The 21,632-nt window shown below is 71.1% G+C and carries 22 protein-coding genes; 16 read left to right on the top strand and 6 right to left on the bottom strand.

The window, feature by feature from the left end; genetic code table 11:
- Positions 1 to 26 precede the first annotated feature (26 nt).
- The 3 genes from KW83_RS02300 to KW83_RS02290 form a co-directional block, all read right to left on the bottom strand.
- Positions 27 to 1,307 carry a glycerate kinase type-2 family protein gene (locus KW83_RS02300; protein WP_036173855.1) on the bottom strand — a complete coding sequence of 427 codons (1,281 nt, stop codon included), beginning with the start codon at positions 1,305 to 1,307 and terminating at the stop codon, positions 27 to 29.
- Between the two features lie 4 nt (positions 1,308 to 1,311).
- Positions 1,312 to 1,998, bottom strand: a complete 687-nt coding sequence (locus tag KW83_RS02295) for a D-lyxose/D-mannose family sugar isomerase (RefSeq protein ID WP_036173852.1) — start codon at positions 1,996 to 1,998, stop codon at positions 1,312 to 1,314.
- A 200-nt stretch (positions 1,999 to 2,198) separates the two neighbouring features.
- A complete protein-coding gene (locus tag KW83_RS02290) occupies positions 2,199 to 3,098 on the bottom strand; it encodes a sugar kinase (RefSeq protein WP_036173848.1) in 900 nt (299 codons plus the stop codon).
- Positions 3,099 to 3,233: 135 nt separating this feature from the next.
- On the opposite strand from KW83_RS02290, the gene KW83_RS02285 reads away from it, so the two are divergent.
- From KW83_RS02285 to KW83_RS02225, 13 genes are all read left to right on the top strand, one after another.
- The gene (locus KW83_RS02285) at positions 3,234 to 4,172 is read left to right on the top strand and encodes a hypothetical protein (RefSeq protein WP_235191340.1); all 939 of its coding nucleotides are present in this window, start codon (positions 3,234 to 3,236) and stop codon (positions 4,170 to 4,172) included.
- Between the two features lie 64 nt (positions 4,173 to 4,236).
- The gene (locus KW83_RS02280; protein WP_036173845.1) at positions 4,237 to 5,208 is read left to right on the top strand and encodes an AAA family ATPase; all 972 of its coding nucleotides are present in this window, start codon (positions 4,237 to 4,239) and stop codon (positions 5,206 to 5,208) included.
- Positions 5,205 to 6,089, top strand: coding sequence for a DUF58 domain-containing protein (locus KW83_RS02275; protein ID WP_051928135.1), 885 nt, complete (start codon positions 5,205 to 5,207; stop codon positions 6,087 to 6,089). The genes KW83_RS02280 and KW83_RS02275 overlap by 4 nt, the downstream gene beginning before the upstream one ends.
- A gap of 1 nt (position 6,090) precedes the next feature.
- Complete coding sequence (locus KW83_RS02270) at positions 6,091 to 6,423, top strand: hypothetical protein (protein WP_036173842.1); 333 nt, start codon at positions 6,091 to 6,093, stop codon at positions 6,421 to 6,423.
- On the top strand, positions 6,420 to 7,379 hold the full coding sequence (locus tag KW83_RS02265) for a VWA domain-containing protein (protein ID WP_036173839.1): 960 nt from the start codon (positions 6,420 to 6,422) through the stop codon (positions 7,377 to 7,379). The genes KW83_RS02270 and KW83_RS02265 overlap by 4 nt, the downstream gene beginning before the upstream one ends.
- 301 nt (positions 7,380 to 7,680) lie before the next feature.
- Positions 7,681 to 8,565 carry a vWA domain-containing protein gene (locus KW83_RS02260; protein WP_036173836.1) on the top strand — a complete coding sequence of 295 codons (885 nt, stop codon included), beginning with the start codon at positions 7,681 to 7,683 and terminating at the stop codon, positions 8,563 to 8,565.
- The gene (locus KW83_RS02255) at positions 8,562 to 9,245 is read left to right on the top strand and encodes a hypothetical protein (protein WP_036173833.1); all 684 of its coding nucleotides are present in this window, start codon (positions 8,562 to 8,564) and stop codon (positions 9,243 to 9,245) included. Before KW83_RS02260 ends, KW83_RS02255 begins: the two co-directional genes overlap by 4 nt.
- Positions 9,242 to 10,423 carry a BatD family protein gene (locus KW83_RS02250; protein ID WP_036173830.1) on the top strand — a complete coding sequence of 394 codons (1,182 nt, stop codon included), beginning with the start codon at positions 9,242 to 9,244 and terminating at the stop codon, positions 10,421 to 10,423. The genes KW83_RS02255 and KW83_RS02250 overlap by 4 nt, the downstream gene beginning before the upstream one ends.
- A 69-nt stretch (positions 10,424 to 10,492) precedes the next feature.
- The gene (locus KW83_RS02245) at positions 10,493 to 11,182 is read left to right on the top strand and encodes a response regulator (protein ID WP_051928134.1); all 690 of its coding nucleotides are present in this window, start codon (positions 10,493 to 10,495) and stop codon (positions 11,180 to 11,182) included.
- A 5-nt stretch (positions 11,183 to 11,187) separates the two neighbouring features.
- Positions 11,188 to 12,321, top strand: a complete 1,134-nt coding sequence (locus tag KW83_RS02240; RefSeq protein WP_036173827.1) for an FIST signal transduction protein — start codon at positions 11,188 to 11,190, stop codon at positions 12,319 to 12,321.
- The gene (locus KW83_RS02235; protein WP_036173824.1) at positions 12,318 to 14,525 is read left to right on the top strand and encodes an ATP-binding response regulator; all 2,208 of its coding nucleotides are present in this window, start codon (positions 12,318 to 12,320) and stop codon (positions 14,523 to 14,525) included. Before KW83_RS02240 ends, KW83_RS02235 begins: the two co-directional genes overlap by 4 nt.
- Before the next feature lie 50 nt (positions 14,526 to 14,575).
- Positions 14,576 to 15,238, top strand: a complete 663-nt coding sequence (locus KW83_RS02230; protein WP_200879641.1) for a hypothetical protein — start codon at positions 14,576 to 14,578, stop codon at positions 15,236 to 15,238.
- On the top strand, positions 15,235 to 15,579 hold the full coding sequence (locus tag KW83_RS02225; RefSeq protein WP_036173818.1) for a hypothetical protein: 345 nt from the start codon (positions 15,235 to 15,237) through the stop codon (positions 15,577 to 15,579). The genes KW83_RS02230 and KW83_RS02225 overlap by 4 nt, the downstream gene beginning before the upstream one ends.
- Positions 15,580 to 15,593: 14 nt before the next feature.
- On the opposite strand, the gene KW83_RS02220 is transcribed toward KW83_RS02225, so the two are convergent.
- A complete protein-coding gene (locus tag KW83_RS02220; protein WP_036173815.1) occupies positions 15,594 to 16,394 on the bottom strand; it encodes a quinoprotein dehydrogenase-associated SoxYZ-like carrier in 801 nt (266 codons plus the stop codon).
- 97 nt (positions 16,395 to 16,491) lie between these two features.
- On the opposite strand from KW83_RS02220, the gene KW83_RS02215 reads away from it, so the two are divergent.
- Positions 16,492 to 17,529 (top strand): quinoprotein relay system zinc metallohydrolase 2, encoded by a 1,038-nt coding sequence (locus KW83_RS02215; protein WP_036173813.1) that lies wholly within the window; start codon positions 16,492 to 16,494, stop codon positions 17,527 to 17,529.
- A gap of 384 nt (positions 17,530 to 17,913) precedes the next feature.
- Here the strand turns inward: KW83_RS02215 and KW83_RS02210 are convergent, their stop codons facing one another.
- Positions 17,914 to 18,525 carry a hypothetical protein gene (locus KW83_RS02210; protein ID WP_036173810.1) on the bottom strand — a complete coding sequence of 204 codons (612 nt, stop codon included), beginning with the start codon at positions 18,523 to 18,525 and terminating at the stop codon, positions 17,914 to 17,916.
- 164 nt (positions 18,526 to 18,689) lie between these two features.
- Here KW83_RS02210 and KW83_RS02205 point away from each other — a divergent pair, with 164 nt between their 5' ends.
- Together KW83_RS02205 and KW83_RS02200 are read left to right on the top strand one after the other, a co-directional pair.
- Positions 18,690 to 19,802 (top strand): S-(hydroxymethyl)glutathione dehydrogenase/class III alcohol dehydrogenase, encoded by a 1,113-nt coding sequence (locus KW83_RS02205; RefSeq protein ID WP_036173807.1) that lies wholly within the window; start codon positions 18,690 to 18,692, stop codon positions 19,800 to 19,802.
- Positions 19,803 to 19,899: 97 nt separating this feature from the next.
- Complete coding sequence (locus KW83_RS02200) at positions 19,900 to 20,619, top strand: NYN domain-containing protein (protein WP_036173804.1); 720 nt, start codon at positions 19,900 to 19,902, stop codon at positions 20,617 to 20,619.
- A gap of 4 nt (positions 20,620 to 20,623) precedes the next feature.
- Here the strand turns inward: KW83_RS02200 and KW83_RS02195 are convergent, their stop codons facing one another.
- Positions 20,624 to 21,238, bottom strand: a complete 615-nt coding sequence (locus KW83_RS02195) for a TetR/AcrR family transcriptional regulator (RefSeq protein ID WP_036173801.1) — start codon at positions 21,236 to 21,238, stop codon at positions 20,624 to 20,626.
- Between the last annotated feature and the right edge of the window lie 394 nt (positions 21,239 to 21,632).

Below are 21,632 nucleotides of genomic sequence, written 5' to 3'. Positions count from 1 at the left end.
CCGTTGCCGACACGTTCCGTCCGTCGTCATCGCGGGGGCAGGATCAGGATCGCCCGGAAGTCGTTGACGTTGGTCAGGGTCGGGCCGGTGACGACCTGCCCGCCGACAGCGCCGAAGAAACCGTGCGCGTCGTTGGTCCGGAGGGCCGTCAGGGGGTCGATGCCCTGGCGCCGTGCCGCGGACAGGGTGCCGGGACCGGCATGGGCGCCGGCGACTTCGGCCGCGCCATCCACGCCGTCGGTGTCGCAGGCCAGGACATGGACCCCCTCCAGCCCGTCCATCGCGCAGGCGGCGGCCAGCACGAATTCAGCGTTCGGACCGCCGACGCCGTCGCCCCGGCGGGTCACGGTGCATTCTCCGCCCGACAACAGCAAGATCGGCCGCCCGGCCGCGGCGGCCTCCGGGACCAGGCCGCGTGCGGCGGCGACCTGCGCGCGGGCCAGGTCCCGGGCCTCTCCCTCCAACGCATCGCCCAGGACGCGCACATCGATGCCTGCCGCGCGCGCCATCCCTGCCGCCGCCGCAAGCGACTGTGCGGGCGCGGCGACGATCCGGGTTTCCGTCCGCGCCAGCCGCGGGTCGCCCGGGGCCACCACGCTGGAGCCGCGGGCCAGCGCGTCCCGCACCGCCCCGGGCACGTCGATGCCGCGCCGGTCCAGGATCGCCAGCGCATCCTGCGGGCTGGAGCCCTCGCCCACCGTCGGGCCGGACGCGATGTCTGCCGGGTCGTCGCCCGGCACGTCCGAGATCACCAGCGCCAGCAGCCGTGCGGGGTGGCAGGCCGCGGCAAGCTGGCCGCCCTTCACCGCGCTGAGGTGCTTGCGCACCACGTTCATCTCTCCGATCGGCGCGCCGGAGGCCAGCAGGGCCTGCGTCACGGCCACCTTGTCCGTCAGGCTCAGCCCCGTTGCCGGCGCGCAGAGCAGCGCCGAGCCGCCGCCGGAGATGAGCGCCAGGGCCAGATCGTCCGGCCCCAGCCCGCCCGCAAGCTCCAGCATGCGCCGCGTCGCGGCCGCGCCGGCGGCGTCGGGGACAGGATGCGCCGCTTGGGCGATCTCGATGCCCTTGCAGGGGCGGGCGTAGCCGGTACGGGTGATGACAAGGCCCTCGCACGGGCCCATGGCCTGTTCCACCGCCTCAGCCATCCGCGCGCTGGCCTTGCCCGCGCCGATCACCACCAGCCGTCCTGCGGGGCGCTCCGGCAGGTGCCCCGGCACGACCCGCACCGGGTCCGCGACCTCCACCGCGCGGCGGAAGAGCGCGGTCAGCGCGCCGCGCGGATCGTCGAAAGGATCGGGCAACGCCATGCTGTCAGCCCAGCCAGGAGCGGTAGTCGCTGACCAGCAGATGCATGGGATCGGCGTCCTCTTCCACCGACGCGAACCGGCCGATCGGATCGCGGTAGACGTTGTCCGTCTCATCGTCGTTCACGGTCGAGACCTCACCCACCAGCACGTCCCCGCCCTCTCCCCAGAACGCATGCCAGTCGCCAGGTCGCAGCGTCACGCTTTCCCCCGGCGCCAGCCGCAGCGTTTCGCTGGGCCCATAGTCGCGCCGGATGCCGTCGCACAGGACGGTGCCGCCGCGGTCCCGGTCCAGGGCGCCGTCATCGTCGGATCCGTAGAGTTCCACCGCCAGCGTGGCGCCGCCGCGGTTGATGATGTCCTCTGCCTTGATGACATGGGTATGCATCGGGGAAAGCTGGTCCCGGCGGGAAATCAGCAGTTTCTCCGCGTAGCACATGCCGCCGCCGCGCTGCAGGTCGTCCAGCGTGCCGTTGCGCAGGGTAAAGAGGACCAGGCCCATTTCGTCGAACCGTCCGGCGCCGAAATCGGTGATGTCCCAGCCGCAGCGCGCGTCGATGACATGGCGCGCCTGATCGCTGCGGGCCCTGAACGCATCGGGCGTCCAGTAGGCGAACGGCGGCAGGACGAAGCCGTGGCTGCGGATCATCCCGTCGGCTTCTGCAAGAATATCGTTGATCCTGGAACGCTTCATTGCGGCTCTCTTTCCTGCGGCTGTGTTTTGCGGCGCTGTCCGGTGACGCAATCTAGGGGCCGCACGGTGCGATGGCCATGGCGCCCCCGGGTCCGTGCCGTCGCGCGGCCGGGGTCCGCAAGCGCGGATGCGGAGCCGGCCCGACGTCCGGGCACCGAATGAGCCCGAACTGCCGGGGGCCGCCGCGCATGGCGACCCACCTACCCCTCGGAGCGAAGCGGCACCAGCGCGCCCCGGGCGGCGATGACCTGCCGCGCCACCGCCGCCCCCCTGCGCGCGGCCTCCTCGGCCGACGCGCCGCCCGCAAGGGCGCAGAGCGCGCCGGCGTTGAAGCTGTCGCCCGCGGCGGTCGTGTCCACGACATCCTCTGCGGGGTCCGTGGCGATCATCCGCACCGTGCCGCCCGACAGGACAAGGGTATCCTTCGCCCCGTTCGACACCAGCACGGTCGCGGCGCCGGCGGCGGCGTATCTTTCCGCGGTCGCCTGCTGGTCGCCGTCGCCGAAATGCGCCGACTCGTCGTCGAAGGACGGCAGCACGATGTCCGCCGTCCCGGCGGCCTCCATGATCCGGCGCCGCATCAGGTCGGCGTCGCGCCAGAGCGCCGGGCGCAGGTTCGGATCGAAGGCCACGCGCGCGCCGTTCGCCGCCGCGCGGCCCAGCGCCGAGATCAGCCGTCGCCGCCCCGCGTCCGGCAGGATCGCGAGGGTGATCCCGGAAACGTAGGCCATGTCGCCCGGCGAAAGATGCGTCAGGTCGGTGAGGTCGTCGGCCAGATGACGGGCCGCCGACGCGCTGCGCCAGTAGCTAAAGCTGCGCTCTCCGCGGTCGAGCGAGATGACATAGAGACCGATCGTCTCTCCGGGCCGCACGGCAAGCGCGGCCTCGATCCCGGCGTCGGCCATGAAATCCGCCATCCGCCGGGACATCGCGTCGTCGCCGATGGCCGACAGATAGCCGACCCGCACCTGAGGGCCCGCAAGCTGGCGCATGTACCAGGCGGTATTGAACGTATCGCCGGCAAATCCGAGCCGGTAGCGGCCGTCCGTCTCCGGCGCCATCTCGACCATGCATTCGCCGATGGCCAGAAACCGTCGCATCCCGATCGCCCTCCCCCGTTCCTCACCCGGTGCTCCGCGCCTGGCCGCCAGTCTGACCGATCGCGCCGCAGATGGACAGGCTCCGCGACGATCGGATGGGTTCGCGGAACCGCCGGGCCGGGATACCCACGGCGGATGAGGCCAAGCTGGACATGCCGGATCGCCGTCTGGGCCGCGGTGCTGCTTTACGCGGTGCCGGTGCAGGGCGGTCTGCGTCTGGACCAGGCCCTGGACCTGGCCCGCAAGGGGTGGGTGTACGAGCTGCGCGAGACGATGCTCGGCCGCGACCTGTCGATCCCGGTGCGCATCCATCCGGACGTCAACGTGGCCGCCACGCTGTGCCTGCTGGGAGAGCCCCCCACACCCCAGTCCCGCCAGGTCATCGACGCCTTTCTGCGGCTTCTCCGCGACAGCTTCGGCACCGCACCCGATGTGGTGGAGGCGCGGACCATCGACGGCTGCGACACCGACCGTCCCGTGGCGCTGCGGCTCTATTCGGGGCGGCCGCCCAATGACGCGCTGACCGCGGATCTGACCTGGCTGAGCGCCCGGCACGGGCTGGGACTGCCGCGCGGGCGGCGCTTCCTGGCGGTGTCGCCCGCCCAGGGCCAGACGTTCTTCGGTCCGCGCGGCGCCGTCACCCACATCATGGTCCAGCAATCCTCGGGCCGCGACCGGTCGCCCCTGGCCGACACGTTCTTCCGGTCGATCCTGATCGAGGAACTCTACCAGTCCTTCACCTTCGGCATGGATATCCTGCATTTTGACCCGAGTGTGCCCTGGGCATCGAAGCTTGAGGAAAATCCCACCCTGCTGCGCAACATGCCGTGGGATTCGGACCGGTTCAGGATGGGCCTGCTGGCGTCGAACCCGGTGGGACTGTGCCCGTTCGACCTGATGATGCTGGCGGCGCTGGCGGACGCGCCGGTAGAGACCAGTACCGATCCGGCGCTGCTGGACCATATCGCCGCCCGGTTCGACGCGCTGACCGCGCGGGTGGCAGAGCAACTCGGCGACCCGCGCAACGCATCCATCCTGGATGCGTCCTGCACGGGCATCGCGGATGCCGACTAAGGAAGATGTTCCGGCCGCTCCACGGCCCAGCTAGGCTCGGCCCGACCGACAGATCGGAGCCGACATGGACGCCGCCGCCCCGCTTCCCGAAGCCGCCGACCCGCTGCGGGCCCTCACCGATCTGTCCGACACGCTGGGCCGCGACCTGATCGGGCGCGGTCCGCTGATCGAGAGGTTGCTCATCGGCCTTCTGACCGGCGGGCACCTGCTGGTCGAAGGGGCGCCGGGCCTGGCCAAGACCCGCGCGGTCAAACACCTTGCCGCTGCCGTGGACGGCAGCTTCGCCCGCATCCAGTGCACGCCGGACCTGCTGCCCGCGGACCTCACCGGCACACCCGTCTGGCGCCCGGAAACCGGCACGTTCGACTTCGTGCCCGGCCCGGTCTTTCACAACCTTGTGCTGGTCGATGAGATCAACCGCGCGCCGCCCAAGGTGCAATCCGCCCTGCTGGAGGCGATGGCCGAGAGCCAGGTCACCAGCGGCGCCGAGACGCATGCCCTGCCGGACCCGTTCCTTGTCGTCGCGACCCAGAACCCGATCGAGCATGACGGCACCTTCCCCTTGCCGGAGGCGCAGCTCGACCGCTTCATGCTTCACGTGGTCGTCGACCTTCCCGACATGGCGACAGAGCGGCGCATCCTCGATCTGGTCGAGGCCGAAGCGCGGGGCGAGGTCTCCGCCCTCGCGGTCCTGCCCATGGACGTGGTGCGCCAGGCCCGGTCCGCGATCGCCCGCGTCCATATCGCCCCGGCCCTCAAGGACTATATCGTGCGGCTGGTGGGGGCGACGCGCGCCGGCACGTTCGCGGTTGAGATCGAGCACGCGGTCTCGCCCCGCGGCTCCCTGGCCCTCGCATCGGGGGCGCGGGCGATGGCCTGGCTCAGCGGGCGCGACCACGCGGTGCCGCAGGATGTCGCGGACCTGGCCGTCGAGGCGCTGGCCCACCGCATGGTCCCGACATGGCGGGCGGTCAGCGAAGGGCGCACGGCGCGCGCCATCGTCGCGGACCTGCTCGACCGGGTGGAGCCGCTGTGAGCGCGGTATTGGAGGCGCCCGGCGTCGCGCTCGATGCCGATGCGCTCATCGGGGCGGAATTCCTGGCCCTGCGCCACCGGGGACGGGACCGCCGGCTGTCGTCGCTTCCCGGCGGTTTCGCCACGCGGCGGCGCGGGCAGGGGCTGGAACTGGCCGACATCCGCGCCTATCAGCCCGGCGACGATGTGCGCCACCTGGACCGCAGCGCCACGGCGCGTACCGGGCGGCCCCATGTGCGCACCTTCCAGCAGGAGCGCGACCGGCTGACGCTGCTGGTCGCCGACATGCGGCCCGCCATGCTCTGGGGGACGGGCCGGGCGCTGTGTTCGGTGGCCGCGGCAGAGGTTCTGACCCTGATCGGCTGGGAGGCCGTGGCGACGGGCGGGCGGGTCGCTCTGTTCGTCGCGGGCGCCGAGGGGCCGGTGGCGCTGCCGTTCCGCGGCCGGCGCCGCGGCATGGTCGAGGTGATCGGCGCGCTTGTCGCGGCCCACCGCGCGGCACTCCGGGGCGCCGCCCGGGGCCGCCGGACGGACCCGCCCCTGGCCACGGCGCTGGCCCCGCTCGACCGGCTGGCCCCGACCGGAAGCGAGGTCGTCCTGGCCTCCAGCTTCGAGGCGCGTGGTGAAGGGCTGGGCCCCCTGTTCGACCGCCTCGCGCAGCGGCGCAGTCTCGATCTGATCCATATCCGCGACGGCAGCGACAGGTTGCCCGCCGGTGCCTACCCGATCCGCGCCGGACCGCTCCGGCGCCGGGTCAACCTAGGCGCGGCGCCCGTCCCCGCCGCAGAGCCCACGCTGGAAGGGCATCCGGTCCGCCACCTCTCCGCCGATACGACGACCGAGGGCCTGGCGCGCGACCTGGCGCTGGGCGGGGACCGCTGACATGGACCGCGCGCTGACCGAGGCCGCGCTTCTCTCCGCTCTCCCGGACCCGCGCCTGCCGGCGGAGGCGGCGGGCGGGCTGGCGGCGGACCTGCTGCTGGGCCTTGCCATCGGGCTTCTCGCGGCCGCCCTGATCGGCGCGGCCGTCCGTTTCGCGCGGCGTCCCGCCGTTCGGCCCCGTCCCGAACCCGCGGGGGCGGACGACCGCCGCCTGCTGCTCCTGCACCGTCTCAAGCGCGCCCATCCAGAGCGGTACGCCGCCCTGACGTCCGGCCTCTACCGGCCCGGCGGGATGCCGGACGAGGCGACGTTGCGCAGGTCTCTCTCCCGATGATCGACCTTGCCACGCCGCTGGCGCTGCTGGCCCTGCCGGTGCCGCTTCTGGCGCGGCTCTTGCCGCGCCGGGCCGGGCGGGGGGCGGCGCTGATCCTGCCCGCCGGCACCGCCGCCGCGCTGCTGGACCGCGCCGCGCCGTCGCGCGCGGGGCGGACCCGGGGCCAGGCGGGCTGGTGGCTCGCCTGGGCGTGCCTGGTCCTGGCGCTGGCCGGTCCGCGCCAGCTTGTCCCGGTGGACGCGCTGCCGGTCTCCGGCCGGGACCTTGCGATTTCCCTCGATCTGTCCGGCTCGATGGTCAGGGACGATTTCGCCCTGGACGGTGCGCCGATGACCCGGCTCGACGCGGTCAAGCGCGTCGGCGCCGAATTCGCCCGCCGCCGGGCCGGGGACCGCCTTGCGCTGATCCTCTTCGGGTCGGAGGCCTATTACGCCGCCCCCTTCACCTTCGACACGGAGGCGGTCGCCCGCCGTATCGAAACCGCCGAGATCGGGATTTCCGGCCGCGCCACCAACATCTCCGACGGGCTGGGCCTGGCGCTCAAGCGGTTGGCGCGGTCCGACGCGCGGACCCGCGTCGTCGTGCTGCTGTCGGACGGGGTGAACAACGCGGGCGCCACGAACCCGCGCGGGGTGGCGGAACTGGCCGCGTCCATGGGCGTGCGGGTCCATACCATCGCGCTCGGGCCGCGCGACGTCGCCGGCGCGGAGGCGGGCGAGCGTGGCGTGGTGGATGCGGCGACCCTGCGCTCGGTCGCCGAGATTTCCGGCGGCGAGGCGTTCCGCGTACGCACGCTGGGGGATCTGGAGACTGTCGCGGAGGCGCTGGACCGGCTGGAGCCCACCGCCGGGGACGGGCTGGCGGCAGAGGTGTTCCGCCCGCTCTGGCTCTGGCCGGCGCTCCTTGGCACGCTGACCTGCCTCTGGCTCGGCTGGCGGGGGGAGGCGCAGGCATGACCCGTCCGTGCGCCCGATGGACCCGGCATGCGGGTCCGCCTCGGGGCCGTGCTCCGCTGCGGCCGGGTTGCGCGCGCCGCCGGCCTGCCGCTCCCCGGCCGGCGGCCGTTCGCCCCGCGCGCTGTCCCCGTCGCATCCCCGTCGGCCCGATGCCGCCGTGCCCGCATCTGGCCTGTCCGTGTCCCCTGCGGTGCGGCTCCGCCGCTCTCCCCGCTGCCGCCGCCGGATGTCGCCGTGGCGGGCATCCGCGCGGCGCCGCGTCCGATACCGGCGAACCCGCCCGCAAGGGGGAGGTGGCGCGGTGAGCCTCGATCTGACCTTCCTGCGGCCGCTGTGGTTGCTGGCCCTGCCGCCGGTCGCCGCCTTCGGCTGGTGGCTCTGGCACCGGGAGGGCGCGCTGGGGGGGTGGCCCGGGGCGCTGGGCGCGGACAGGATCGCCGCCCTGCGCGCGCTGGGCCGGGTGGACCCGGGGACCGGCCGGGCGCGTCCGGTCGCCCTGCCTGTGGCCATCGCACTCATCGTTCTGGGCCTGGCCGGACCGTCGGTCGAGCGGCGCGACCGGGCGGCGTTCCGCAATCTCGACGCGGTGATGCTGGTGGTGGACGCGTCGCCCTCGCTGGCCGGAGGCCCCGCCTGGCCCGGGATCCAGGCGACGGGGCAGGCGGTGCTTGCATCGCTCGGGTCGCGCCCGGCGGGGATCGTGGTCTTCGCCGGAGACGCCTATGTGGCGACCGACATCACGGCGGAGCGGCGGGAGCTGAGCCAGACGCTGACGCTGATCGACGCGGACACCGTCCCCGATCCCGGCAGCCGCCCGGAGCGCGGCCTTGCCCTTGCGGCCGGCATGCTGGCGGAGGCGCAGGTGCTGTCGGCGGATGTGGTCCTGATGACCGACACCGGCGGCGCACCGGTGCTGGACCGGCTCGCCCGCTTGCCCGCGGGCACCCGCGTCGCCGTCGTCGCGCCGGAGCTCACGCCAGAGATCCAGGCCATCGCCAGGGCCGCCGGCGGCGCGGCCTTCGCGGCCGGCGCGCCGCGCGACCTGGTCCGATGGCTGGCGGAGGGGCGGCCCGGCGCGCTGGTCCGGCAGGACTATCCGCTGCTGTTCCGGACCGACCTTGGCCGCTGGCTCATCGCGCTGGCGCTGGTTGCCCTGCTGCTGGCCTTTCCGAGGAGACCGGCATGAGGGTCGCGGTCCTGCTCGGACTGGGCACACTGGCCCTGGCGCTGTCGCTGGCCCTGGGGGGCCTGGCGCCGGCGGCACGGCTTGCCATGACCGCAGGCGCGCCGGGGGCCGCGGCGGCGCTGTTCGCCGATCCGGCCTGGCGCGGCGCCGCGCTGATGCGGGCCGGCCGCCACGCCGCCGCGGCAGAGGCGTTCGCGGCGGCGGGGGACCGCTATGGAGAGGGCCTGGCGCTGGCCCGGACGGGGCGCTACGCGGCGGCGCTGGAGGCGCTCGACCTTGCCCGCGCCGGGGGCGACCGGGATGCCGCCGCCGCCTTCGACCTGGTCGCCGCCTTCTATGCCGGTCTCGAACTCGCCCCGGATGCCGTCGTCTCCTGGGCGAACACGTCGAAGGACGGCCCGACCGTCGCCGCCTCGGTCGGGAAAGGCAGCGGCCGGGCGACCTCGACGGGGGACGAGGCGCGGAACGCGGGCGCCTCCATCGACCTGCCCGAAGTCGCCAGCCGCGGCCGGCTGGGCGTCCGCCGGGTGTTCGACGACCGGTTCATGGCCGCGACACCGCGCTGGCTGGCCACGCTGGACGATGTGCCGGGCGCCTATCTGGGGGCGCGCATCGCCTTCGAGCACAAGGCGCGGCAAAAGGCCGGCCTGTCCCCCCCGCCGCCAAAGGACCCGGAATGAGGGTCCTGCTCCTTGCGCTCCTGCTGCTGGCGCCGACGCTCGCCGCTGCCCAGACCCGGGACGTGAAACCCGGTGAGCTGACCCTGTCGGTTAGGCTGGAATATCCCGATCGCCCGGTGATCGAGGGCGCGCTGGTGCTGCTGACCGTCCACGGCACCTACCGGCGGCATATCACCCTGGAAAGCCTGACGCAGCCCGGTCTGGACGGTTTCAACTGGTTCCAGCTGGGTGAGGACCAGTGGTATGAGACCACGGAGCGCGGCAAGCGGGTCAAGAACTTCAAGCGCCGGATCGCGCTCTATCCCAACGCCTCCGGGCCGGTCACCATCGGGCCGTTCGTCCATGAGCTGACCCTGACCGACGAATCCGACGACTGGTTCGCCCATGCCGTCGCCTCCGCGCCCCTGACGCTGGACGTGGACCCGGCATCGGCGGGAGAGGATTGGTGGTTTCCCGTGCGCGACCTGAAAATCTCCGATAGCTGGTCCAACCCGCCGGACCAGCTGGCGCCGGGGGAGGGCGTGCTGCGGGTGATCCGGCTGGAGGCCGTGGGCGCCTCGCCGGACATGATCCCCGAGATGCCGGAACTGACCTCGCCCTCGGCGATGATCTACCCCCATCCAGAGGCGCGGCTGGTCGAACTGTCGCCGGAGGGGCCGGTGACCATCGCCTTCTGGCGCTGGACGATCCAGCCGACCAACGCCGTCTCCGCCATCGTCGAGCCCATCGACCTGCGGTATTTCGACACCGCGACGGGGCAGTTTCACGATGTGGTGATCTCTGCCCAGCGGATCGCCTACGACGCCGCGGAACCGGCCCCGGACGCGCCGGCGGCGGCGCAGGGGCCGGCGCGGCTGTCGGGCCTGCCGACGGCGCTCGCGGCGCTTGTGGCCATGGCTGCGGGGCTCTATGCGCTCTGGCCCGCGACGGGACTGTCGCTGGCCGCCGCGCGGCGCCGCATTCCGCGGCTCGATCCGCTTGAGCGCGGCATCGTGCGCGCGCTTCGCGACCGGGACGCCCGGGGGTTGCGCCGCGCACTGGCGGCGCGGGCGAAGGCCGACGGCCTGGCCCCGCCGCCGGGACTGGCACGGCTCGACCGGCACCTTTTCGCGGCCCGCCCGGACCCGGTCGATCTGGACCTGGCCGCGCGGGAACGGTCCGTGGCGCCGGACATCTGACGCGATGCGACACCTCGAAGCTTGAAGCCCGGGCGGATCAGCGTAACCTGTCCGCGGGAGGAACTCGACATGAATGATCCGTCAACGGCGACGTTGCGGGGCGTCAGCGACGTTCTCATCGTCGACGATCATCCGCTGTTCGCGGAGGCGCTTGCGCTTGCCGTGGAAGAGGCCTGCGATCCTTGCCGCACCGTCATCGCCACAAACGTGTCCGACGCGCTCGACCTGCTGGGCCGGGACCCGCCGCACCAGCTGATCCTGCTGGACCTGAACCTGCCCGATTCGGAAAAGCTGTCGGCCTTCGACCGGATCCGCGACGCGGCACCCGGCCTGCCGATCCTGGTCGTGTCGGCCTGGGCGACGGAAGAGACCATCGCCCGTCTGATCGCCAAGGGGGCGGCCGGTTTCATGCGCAAGGAGGATTCGGCCGATGTGCTGCACACGGCCATGGCGCATGTGCTGAACGGACGGGTGTTTACCTCCGGTGCGCCGCGCGTCGCCCCGCAGGATGCGGAGGCCGGCGATCTGGCCGAGCGGCTCGCCGGGCTGACCAGACAGCAGGCCCGCATCATGAAGCTGATCTGCGACGGCAAGCCGAACAAGCAGATCGCCTATGAGATGTCGCTGGCAGAAGCGTCGGTCAAGGCGCATGTGACCGCGCTGCTGCGGCGGCTGGGCGTGCGGACCCGCACCCAGGTGGCCGTCCTGGCGCGCGCCGCCGGGGAGGATGAGGATCCGCCCCGCATCGCCGCGGGCTGAGGGACATGCTCGACGCGCCCCGGCGGCCGCGTTTCATCGCCTGCGGGACCTCGCGCCTCGCCGATCCGGAGGCCGCTCTGGCAGAGGCCGCCGCCGCGCTCGACCCGGGCGCGGCGGGGCTCGTCCTGATGCTGGCCCCTCTGAACGCCGACACGGCCGCGCTGGCCCGCGCGGTCCCGGCGGCGCTGCCAGGCGTGCCCGTGGTGGGCGCGGTGACGCCCGGCCAGATCACGCCGCTGGGGTATGAGACCGGCACGCTGGCGCTTCTGGCCCTTCCGCGGGCGCATTTCCGGACCGCCGTCCTGCGTATCCCCGACCTCGACCGCATGTCCATCAAGGCGGTGACCGACGCCGTTCAGGCCCGCGACCGCGCGTTCCGCCGCGCCCAGGGCACCCGGCGCCTGGCGATCTGCCTGGCCGATGGGGCCGCGCGCAAGGAAGAGATGCTGATTTCGACCCTCTCCTCGGCGCTGGGGGACACGGAGGTGTTCGGCGGCTCGACCGGCGCGGTGTTCCACGAAGGCGCCTTCCATGGCGGGGCGGCGCTGTGCCTGCTGGTCGAGACCGACCTGCGCGTGTTCGGCACCGGCTTTACCCATGTCCTGCCGACCGAGCAGGATCTGGTCGCCACCGATGCCGTCCCGGAGCGCCGCCTGGTGCGAGAGCTTAACGGCGCCCCCGCCGCCACCGAATACGCCCGCCTGATCGGCTGCCGCCCCGCCGACCTCGGACCGCGCGTCTTTGCCGACAACCCGATCCTGGTGCGCCACGGCGCGCAGCATTTCGTGCGCGCCGTCGCCGCGGTCGAGGACGGCGACGCGCTGTCCTTCCTGGCCTCCATCGACGACGGGGAGATCCTGACCCTGGGGCGCGGACAGGGCATCGTGTCGGCGCTGGAAACCGGTCTGGACCTGCGCACCGGCACCGGGGCAGAGCCGGATTTCGTTCTGGGATTCGACTGTATCCTGCGGCGGATCGAGATCGGCCAGAAGGCGCTCGAATCCGAGGTTTCGGCCATCTTCCGGCGCCACCGCGTGCTGGGCATGAACACCCTGGGCGAGCAATACTGCGGCCGGCACCTGAACCAGACCTTTGTGGGACTGGCCTTCTATCCGCCCCAGGGCAACCCGCCGCCATGATCGACCCGACCGAGCCTCAGGACGTCCAGATCGCCCGCCAGGCGCGGATCATCGACGCGCTGATGCGTCGCGCCCGCCGCGTGTCCGAGCAGGAGACCAGCAGCCAGGGCACGTTCCGCTCGGCCATCGAGTTGCAGGGGCAGGTCTGGGCACGCACCCGCGACCTGGAGCGCGCCACCTCGGAACTGGAGACGCTGCGCGTGGACCGCGCCCGCGCGCGCCGGATGCTGGCCCAGTCCGTCTCTGCCATGGAGGACGGCTTCGCGCTGTTCGTCGACCGGCGGCTGGAGATCTGCAACGAACTTTTCCGCCGCCTGCTGCCCGACCTGACCGAGCATATCCGCCCCGGCCTGGCCCTGACCCGCTATATCGACGCGGTGCGTACCAGCGCGTCGGTCGTCTCCCGCGACGGGGCGCCCGGGGCGGACGGGTTCGGCACCATGGTGGTGGAACTCGCCGGCGATCGCTTCTTCCAGATCAGCGCCCGGCGCAGCGGGTCCGGCGACGCGCTGGTGTCGCAGACCGACATCTCCACGATCCTGCGCCAGAACCGGTCCGAACGGGCCGACCTCATCGACATGCAGAGCCACTACGTCAAGGCGGCGTTCGAGCATGTGGATTCGGGCCTGTGCACGTTTTCCAGGGACGGTGAGCTGATCCTGAACAATGCCCGCTTCCGCGCGCTGCTGGACCTGCCGATGAGTGCGCTGCAAAAGGGCCGCAGGCTGGAGGACGTGATGCGCCACGTCATGGAACGCGGCCTGATCGCCAATGCCGATGAGCTGGAATTCGCCAGCTGGCAGGCGGAACTGCGGCGCGGCGGGCACTTGCGGCGACGGCTGCGGCACGTCTCCGGCCGGGTGCTGCGGCTCGACGCGCACACGCTGCCCGACGGCGGGTTCATCCTCGACCTCGACGACATCTCGCTGGAGGCGCGCCACGCCAGCATGCTGGAGCAGCGTGTCGCCGCCCGCACCGCGGAACTGACCCGCGCCAATGCCCGGCTCCGCGCCCAGTCCGAGGCGCAGACCCGCGTGGAGGAAGAGCTGCGCCATGCCCGCGACCGGGCGGAGGCGGCGGTGTCGTCCAAGACCCGCTTTCTGGCCGCCGCCAGCCACGATCTGCTGCAACCGATCAGCGCCGCGCGGTTGCTGATCGGCTCTCTGGCGCGCAAGGCGCGCGGCACCGACCTGTCCACCACCGTCGACCACCTGGGGCAGTCCTTCGAATCGATCCAGCATCTGCTGGAGGCGCTCCTGGACATCTCCCGGCTCGACAGCGTGGAGCGCGCGCTGGAGCCCGCGCCCGTCGCGCTCGGCCCGCTCCTCGACCGCATCGCGCGCACCTACCGGCCCGTGGCCGACGGGCGCGGCGTGGGGCTGCGCGTGGTCGGCTGCGACGCCACCGTGGAAAGCGACGCCGACTACCTCCAGCGCTCGCTTCAGAACCTGGTGGTGAACGCGATCAACTACACGGGCGCCGGCGGACGGGTGCTGGTCGGATGCCGGCGCGCGGGGCCTTTCGTCCGCCTGGAGGTCCGGGACACGGGGCAGGGGATCTCCGCCGCCGATCAGGCCCGCATCTTCGATGAGTTCACCCGCGTCGGCGGGTCCGGCCAGCCCCCCGGGATGGGCCTGGGCCTGTCCATCGTCCAGCGGACCTGCCGCCACCTGGGCCACGACCTCACGCTGCGGTCCAGCCCCGGCCAGGGGTCCTGCTTTGCCATCTCCATGGCCCGCAGCGACCGGCCCGCGCCGCCGGCGCCCTCTGCCGCGCCCGGACCGGAGCCGAAGGACGAGACCACCGACCTGATCGTGCTGCTGGTCGAGAACGATCCGTCCCTGCTCTATGTCACCACCGAACTCCTGGAAGGCTGGGGCGCCGGCGTGCTCCAGGCCCGCACCGTGGCCGAGGCGGTCGATGTCACGCGTCAGATCGGCACGGCGCCGGATATCGTTCTGGCCGACTACCATCTGGACGACGGGGCGACAGGGATCGACGCGATCCGGCAGGTCCGCGCAGAGGCGGGGCGCGACGTCCCCGCGATCCTGCTCACCGGCAACCGCTCGGACGGGCTCGGCCCCGACCTTGCCGCGCTGGGCGTGCCGCTGATGGCCAAGCCGGTGGACACCGCACTGCTCAGGCGCCGGGTCGCGGCGATGACGGCGGAGGCCGGGTCCCGGACCGACAAAGGTCTCAGGTGACCGCCGCGTGCGACCCTCTACTCTGCGGGATGACTCGCATGGGGATCCACATGAGACGCATCATCGCCGCCGGTCTTGCGATCGCCCTTCCGCTGGCCGCCGCGGCGGCGGAAACGACGACGGCCTACGACCTGCTGTTCCGCAACGGCACCCTCGACGCGCTCGACCGGGACCGCGCGCTGGTCTACGACCGCACCGTTTCCAATGCGCTGAACGGCACGGCCGCGGACCGCGACACCGGCCGCGTCGTGCTGGACATCGACCAGCCCGCGGACGGCCCGGAGACGGTGGACATGACCTTCCGCAAGGACGGCAAGTTCCGGGGGCTGGGCAGCTTTCGGGCCAGCGTCGGCAATCCGATGATCATGTATTTCTATGAGACCACGGTCCGCGACATGGCCGAAAGCGCAGGCGGCTCTCCCTTCTACATCCGCAACCGGATCAAGGACGCCCTGACCGTCCCGCAGGAGGTCCGGACCGCGACGGCCGACTTCGACGGCACCACCATCGACGTGCAGCGGGTGACGCTGAAACCCTTCGCCGACGATCCCAACCGCGATGCGATGCAGGGGTTCGGCGACCTGGAGATGACCGTGACCATGTCCGACGCGATCCCGGGCTGGTATCTGTCATTGGAGGCGGAGGTGCCCGGTGCCTCCGGTCCGGTGTATTCCTCGACCCTCCGCTTCGCCGGGCTGGAGGATGCCGAATGATCCGCCTTGCCACGCTGGCCCTTCTGGCGGCCGCGCCCGCCGCGGCCCAGACCGTCGCCGACCGGCTGAACGACTATCCCACGGAGGCGCGCGCCGACTACGTGTTCGGCTGCATGGCCGCCAACGGCCAGCGCCGCGACGTGCTTGCGAAATGCGCCTGCTCCATAGACGAGATCGCCGCCATCCTGCCCTATGAGACCTACGTAGAGGCAGAGACGGTTCTGTCCATGCGTCTGACGGGGGGGGAGCGGATGGCCGTGTTCAACAGCGCGGCAGAGGCGAATACCCTGGTCGCGGACCTGCGCCGCGCCCAGGCGGAGGCAGAGATCGTCTGTTTCTAGGCCGCGCCGGTCCGTCAGCCGTCCAGCGACTTCGGCAGCGTGCGTGCGAAGGTGTTGCCGTCGGTATCCGTCGCCCGGACGGTCAGCGCCGCGGCGCCGTTGTCGTCATAGCTGAACCGGAACACCGGGTTCTCGCTGATCGAGATCCCGCCTTCCATGGTGAACAGCAGGTCGTCGCCCTGCCGAACCTCCAGCGTGTCGATGAACTGCGCCCCGATGAACAGTTGCGTGACCTGGTCGCGCTGGAGCCCGGAATAATTCGGGTGGCGGATCATGATCTGCGCCTCGCGCCGCGGCGTGTTCACCGCCGGTGTGTCGGCCGCGAACTGGCGCAGGCGCATCTGCCCCAGGGTGCTCAGCGCCGATTGCGGATCGCGCGATGCAGGCGCCGAGCAGCCGCCCGAGGCTTTCACGAAGCGGCCCGCCATATAGGCGCCGTCGGCCGTGTCGGCGATGACGCGGACGTTGGAATACTGGTTCACGCGGACCCGCATCTCGAAGTCGATGGGCCCCATGGCGTCGCCGAAGGCGAAGGTGGCGGCCAGCGGAGCCGGGTTCTCGTCGATCACGACGGTCACGCCCTCGATCTGCAGCGACGGGTCGGTCTGGCGGATCACCACCGGCACCGTGGCCGCGTCGTTGGCGCGGTAGGGGGCGTCGACCGTGAAGAGATCGCTGCCGTCCTGCAAGACGGTGTCGCCGACGATATCGCCGCGGAGCATGTCCCATGTCTCGCCGTCGGCGAGCGGATTTTCCTGGGCGAAACCCGGCGTCGTCAGAGACAGGGCGGCGGCGATGACGTAAGACAGGCGCATGGGTTGCTCCTCCGGGTGCAACGAGATCCCGCGATCATGCCCGAAAACCGGGCAGATCCATAGCCCTCCTTAAGGAGCGGTCCGACAGGAGCCCCGCATGTTCGAGGCCGTGATACTGATCTGCGCCGCCGCGGGCGCCCCCTGCGAAGAGGCGCTGGTACCCGGATTTTCGGCCCCGACCCCGGCCGGATGCGAGGCCGCGCTGACCGGCGGCGTGGATCTGCCCGCCTGGCCGGACGCCCGGGTCGCCGGCGAGCCGGCGTGCCGCGAAGCCGGCCAGATGCTTGAGTTCAGGGAGGTTTCTCCCGGCCTCTTCGTCCATCGCGGGCAGATCGCCGAATGGAACCGGGAAAACCGCGGCGATATGTCCAACATCGCCTTCGTCGTGGGCGACAGCGCGGTTGCGGTGATCGACAGCGGCTCGGCCCGCTGGATGGGAGAGGCCGTTCTGCGGTCCATCCGCGCGGTGACCGACCTGCCGGTCACTCACGCGATCGTGACGCATATGCACCCCGACCACGCCCTGGGCGCCCGCGTCCTTGCGGCGGCGGGCGCGAAGGTGGTCGGCCATGCCGCGCTGGACCGCGCCCTTGCCGATCGGGCCGCGACCTATCTGGAGCGCCTGTCGATCCAGGCCGGGGCCGATGTCGCGCTGGGCACCGGCGTCGCGCCGGTGGACATGGCCGTAGAGGACGTGCTGCGGATCGACCTCGGCAACCGCGAACTGGAGATCCGCGCCTGGCCGCTCTCGCATACCGGGACCGACGTGACCGTGCTCGACCGGCAGAGCGGGGCGCTCATCGCCGGAGACCTCGTGTTCGATACGCACGCGCCGTCGCTCGACGGATCGCTGGTCGGCTGGCAGGCGGTGACGGCCGACCTGGTCGCCACCGACCTGACCGCCGTCGTGCCGGGACACGGGACCGCCTGGCTCGACTGGCCCGACGGCGCCACGGCGCAGGCGCGCTATCTCGACGTTCTCGCGCGGGATACCCGCAGGGCGATCCGCGACGGCCTTCCGCTCAGCGCCGCGGTCGATACCATCGCCGGCTCGGAGGCCGACGCGTGGGCGCTGTTCGACGTCTTCAACCCCCGCAATGCCACCGTCGCCTTCACCGAACTGGAATGGGAGTGAGACGCGCCCGGACGACCCTCCGGTGGAGGGTCGTCAGCGTCGAACGCCCGAGCCGCAAGGCGAGGGACAGCGCCCGGACGACCCTCCAGTGGCGGGTCGTCAGCGTCGAACGCCCGAGCCGCAAGGCGAGGGGCCAGCGCCCGGACGACCCTCCGGTGGCGGGTCGTCAGCGTCGAACGCCCGAGCCGCAAGGCGAGGGGCCAGCGCCCGGACGACCCTCCGGTGGAGGGTCGTCAGCGTCGAACGCCCGAGCCGCGATGCGACGGCCAGCGCCCGGACCACCCTCCGGTGGCGGGTCGTCAGCACCCGTTCGCGTGAAGCATCGCGCGCCTTGCCCGCCCGGATCCCGCGCAGACCAGGATCTTTCGCCGAAAGAGGGCGCCGTTACCCCGACGCCGCGGCCTGGAGCATCTGCGCGATGGCATAAAGTCGCTTTTCCAGCAGGACCGGAGTCTCGCAGACATAGGTGATCGACTTCTGCCGATCGGTGTAGATGCGCTCGTCCCAGTCGATCTTTTCCTCCAGCGTGTCGAGCCGGTCGAAATCCGGATCGTCCCGGGCAGAGATGGTATCGAACTCCGACCTTGCCGCGTCGATGCGCGCGGCAAGGTCGGCCTGGCCCAGGGACATGTCCGCGATCCCGCCGATGATCCGCGTGCGGCGTTGCGCCAGCCGCCGGAAACTCTCGGCAAAGACCCGGCCCATGAGGTCGACGGACGCGCCATGCGCGGACACGAAGCGGTCGATCGCGGACCGCATCTCGTCCTCGCCGACGCGGCGCAGGGCCAGGGTCGCGCCCAGGGTCTCGACCGCGTCGGCCAGATCGCCCTCCAGCGCCGTGTCCGGAACCGGCTCCGGCCACATCAGCCCGATCGACAGCCGCTCGACCTTGCGCTGCACGCAGGGCCAGGTGGGGTCCGAGAAATCCTCGGCCGCGGCGGGGGCGGACCAGGCCAGGAGCCCTGCGGCAAGCGCATTGGAAAGGATTCGGATCATGGCGTCCTCCTCAGGCGCGCAGGATGCCGCCCCGCCGGGCGGCTGTCCACCGCGGTATGAGGTGCGACCATACCAACCAAGGTCTGCATTGTGCGCGACGGTATGCGCCCGGATTATCGCGGTCATGACGTCGCCCCGCCACGGGCGGCCAGGGAGGTGTACGTATGCGGACTCGCGCCGCGGTGGCCCTTGAGGCCGGCAAGCCGCTGGAAGTGATGGAAGTGAACCTGGAGGGTCCGAAGGCGGGCGAGGTTCTGGTCGAGATCAAGGCGACGGGCCTGTGCCACACGGATGAGTTCACGCGGTCTGGCGCGGACCCGGAGGGGGCGTTTCCGGCGATCCTGGGCCATGAGGGCGCGGGCGTGGTGATGGAGGTGGGCGAGGGGGTGACCAGCGTCCGGCCCGGCGACCACGTGATCCCGCTCTACACGCCCGAATGCCGGACCTGCGAGTACTGCCTGAACCCCAAGACCAACCTCTGCCAGGCGATCCGCGAGACGCAGGGCAAGGGCGTGATGCCCGACGGCACCTCGCGGTTCAGCATGGATGACGGCACGCCGATCCTGCACTACATGGGCTGCTCGACCTTCGCCAACCACACGGTGCTGCCGGAGATCGCGCTGGCCAAGGTGAACCCGGACGCGCCGTTCGACAAGATCTGCTACATCGGCTGCGGGGTGACCACCGGCATCGGCGCGGTGATCAACACCGCCAAGGTCGAGCCGGGCTCCCGCGCGGTGGTGTTCGGGCTGGGCGGCATCGGTCTGAACGTGATCCAGGGGCTGCGGCTGGTGGGCGCCGAGATGATCGTCGGCGTGGACATCAATCCGGCGCGCAAGGAGATGGGCGAGCGCTTCGGCATGACCCATTTCGTCAACCCCAACGAGGTCGAGGGCGATCTCGTCCCGTATCTGGTGGACCTGACCAAGGGCGGCGCGGACTATTCGTTCGAATGCATCGGCAAGACGCCGCTGATGCGCCAGGCGCTGGAATGCTGCCACAAGGGCTGGGGCGAGAGCGTCATCATCGGCGTCGCCGGCGCGGGCGAGGAAATCTCGACGCGGCCGTTCCAGCTGGTCACCGGCCGGGTCTGGCGCGGCTCTGCCTTCGGCGGCGCGCGGGGCCGGACCGACGTGCCCAGGATCGTGGACTGGTACATGGCCGGCAAGATCGAGATCGACCCGATGATCACCCACAAGCTCACCCTCGACGAGATCAACCACGGCTTCGACCTCATGCACGAGGGCAAATCCATCCGCGCCGTGGTGGAATACTGAAAGGGGCTGCGGATTTGACATCGCGCGTCGCAAGGCGCAGGCCGTGGCCAAATCGTCCCCGTCCACGCGGTGGGGATGCCGTTGGAAAGGCCCTCCCATGACACAACGCGAGCGACCGCTCTATGCCGTTCTGATCGACGCAGACAACATCCCTGCGAAATACGCGGCACCGATCCTCAAGGAAATCACCAAGTTCGGTGAGCCGGCGCTGCGCCGGGTCTATGGTGACTGGTCGTCGGGCCGGTTGTCGAACTGGTCCAAGGTCGTCCGCGACCTGGGACTTGTCGCCCATCAGGAAACGGCCAACACCGTGGGCAAGAACGCCAGCGACATCGGCCTGGTGATCGACGCGATGGACATCCTGCACACCGGTCGCTTCGACGGCTTCGTGCTGGTCTCTTCCGACAGCGACTTCACGGCGCTGGCCAACCGGGTGCGGGAGAACGGCCTGGACGTCATCGGCATCGGCGAGAAGAAGGCGCCGGAGGCGCTCCGGAACGTCTGCAACCGCTTCATCCTGATCGAAAACATCGTCGATGAGCCGGTGCAGCCCAAGTCCGAGGATTCAGGCCGCGCGCCTGCCGGAAAGATTTCGCCGATCGAGGCAGTGCCCCTAATCCTGCAGGCCATGGACCGGATCGAACAGGACGACGAATGGTACGCACTGGGCCAGCTCGGTCAGTACATCACTGCCGAGCATCCGGATTTCGACACGCGAACCTACGGCAAGCGCAAGCTGTCGGATCTCGTCACGGATCTGAAGCGGTTCGAGACCAAGAAGGTCGGCAACCAGCTCCACCTGCGCCGGATGGACTGACGCTTCAGACGCCGTAGCGCGCCAGCCAGGTTTCGACCGCCCCATCCAGTATTCGCCTGCGGTCGGCCTCACTCACCTCGGGCTGGATGCGCAGGCAGAGGCGGGGAAACACCTCGGCCTTGCACAGTTCCGCGAACTGGTGGGCCGCAAGGGTCCTGTCCTCTATGGCAAGCTCTCCGCGCGCTGTTGCCGCCACGAAATAGCTGGTCATCAGCTTTTCCATCAGCCCCGGGCCGTTTTCCCAGAAGGCGCGACCAAGCTCCGGAAACCGCTCGCTTTCCGCGACCGAGATCCGGAACACCTGCTGCCCGGTCTCCGACAGCATGAACTCCATCAGCGCCGCGCCCGCACGGGTCAGGAACTCGCGCGGCGGGCAGCCGAAATCGAGCTGCTCGATCACTTCGCCTGCCTGGCGGCGACATTCGGCGCAGGCGACCTCTACGAACAGCAGGCGCTTGTCGGCAAAGTAGCTGTAAAGCGTGGCTTTCGAGACGCCGGCGCATTTCGCGATCGTATCGACGCTGGCGCCTTCGAAGCCGTCGGCCATGAACACCTCTCTGGCGCCCTCGATGACCTGGTCGTATTTCCGACCCTTCTTGATCTGCGCGTCAACGTTCATGCGGCCCGACCCTTTACACTGCACCAGACGATAGCCGCAAATATGGCCGTGCGGCAACGGCAACCCCCGTCCAAGAGGTGAGGCGGACAGAACGCCGGATCAAGGGGATCCCAGGGTCACCTGTCCCGCGCGACCGGGCAGGAGGGGACTTTGCAGGATGCCGGGATCTGGCGGGCGACGGCGGGCCGGTCGACTGCGATGGATATCTGCTGGCCCGGCGGAAGACCGGGAGCCGACAGAGAACCCGCAAGCGCGGCGCAAGTGAGGAAGGTGAAATTCACGAGAAACTTCCGAGGCGTAACAAAACTGAACTGTTCTGTTCATTTAAGCCGTGCAGCGCATCCCACAAGTAGCGTCCGAACCGATCGGTTCACTGTTGCGGATTGTCTCTCGG

The organism is Palleronia rufa (assembly GCF_000743715.1).
In the GTDB taxonomy this organism is placed as follows: domain Bacteria; phylum Pseudomonadota; class Alphaproteobacteria; order Rhodobacterales; family Rhodobacteraceae; genus Palleronia; species Palleronia rufa.
The sequence above is the reverse complement of the archived record's forward strand: the minus strand, read 5'-3'. Positions and strand labels throughout refer to the sequence as shown.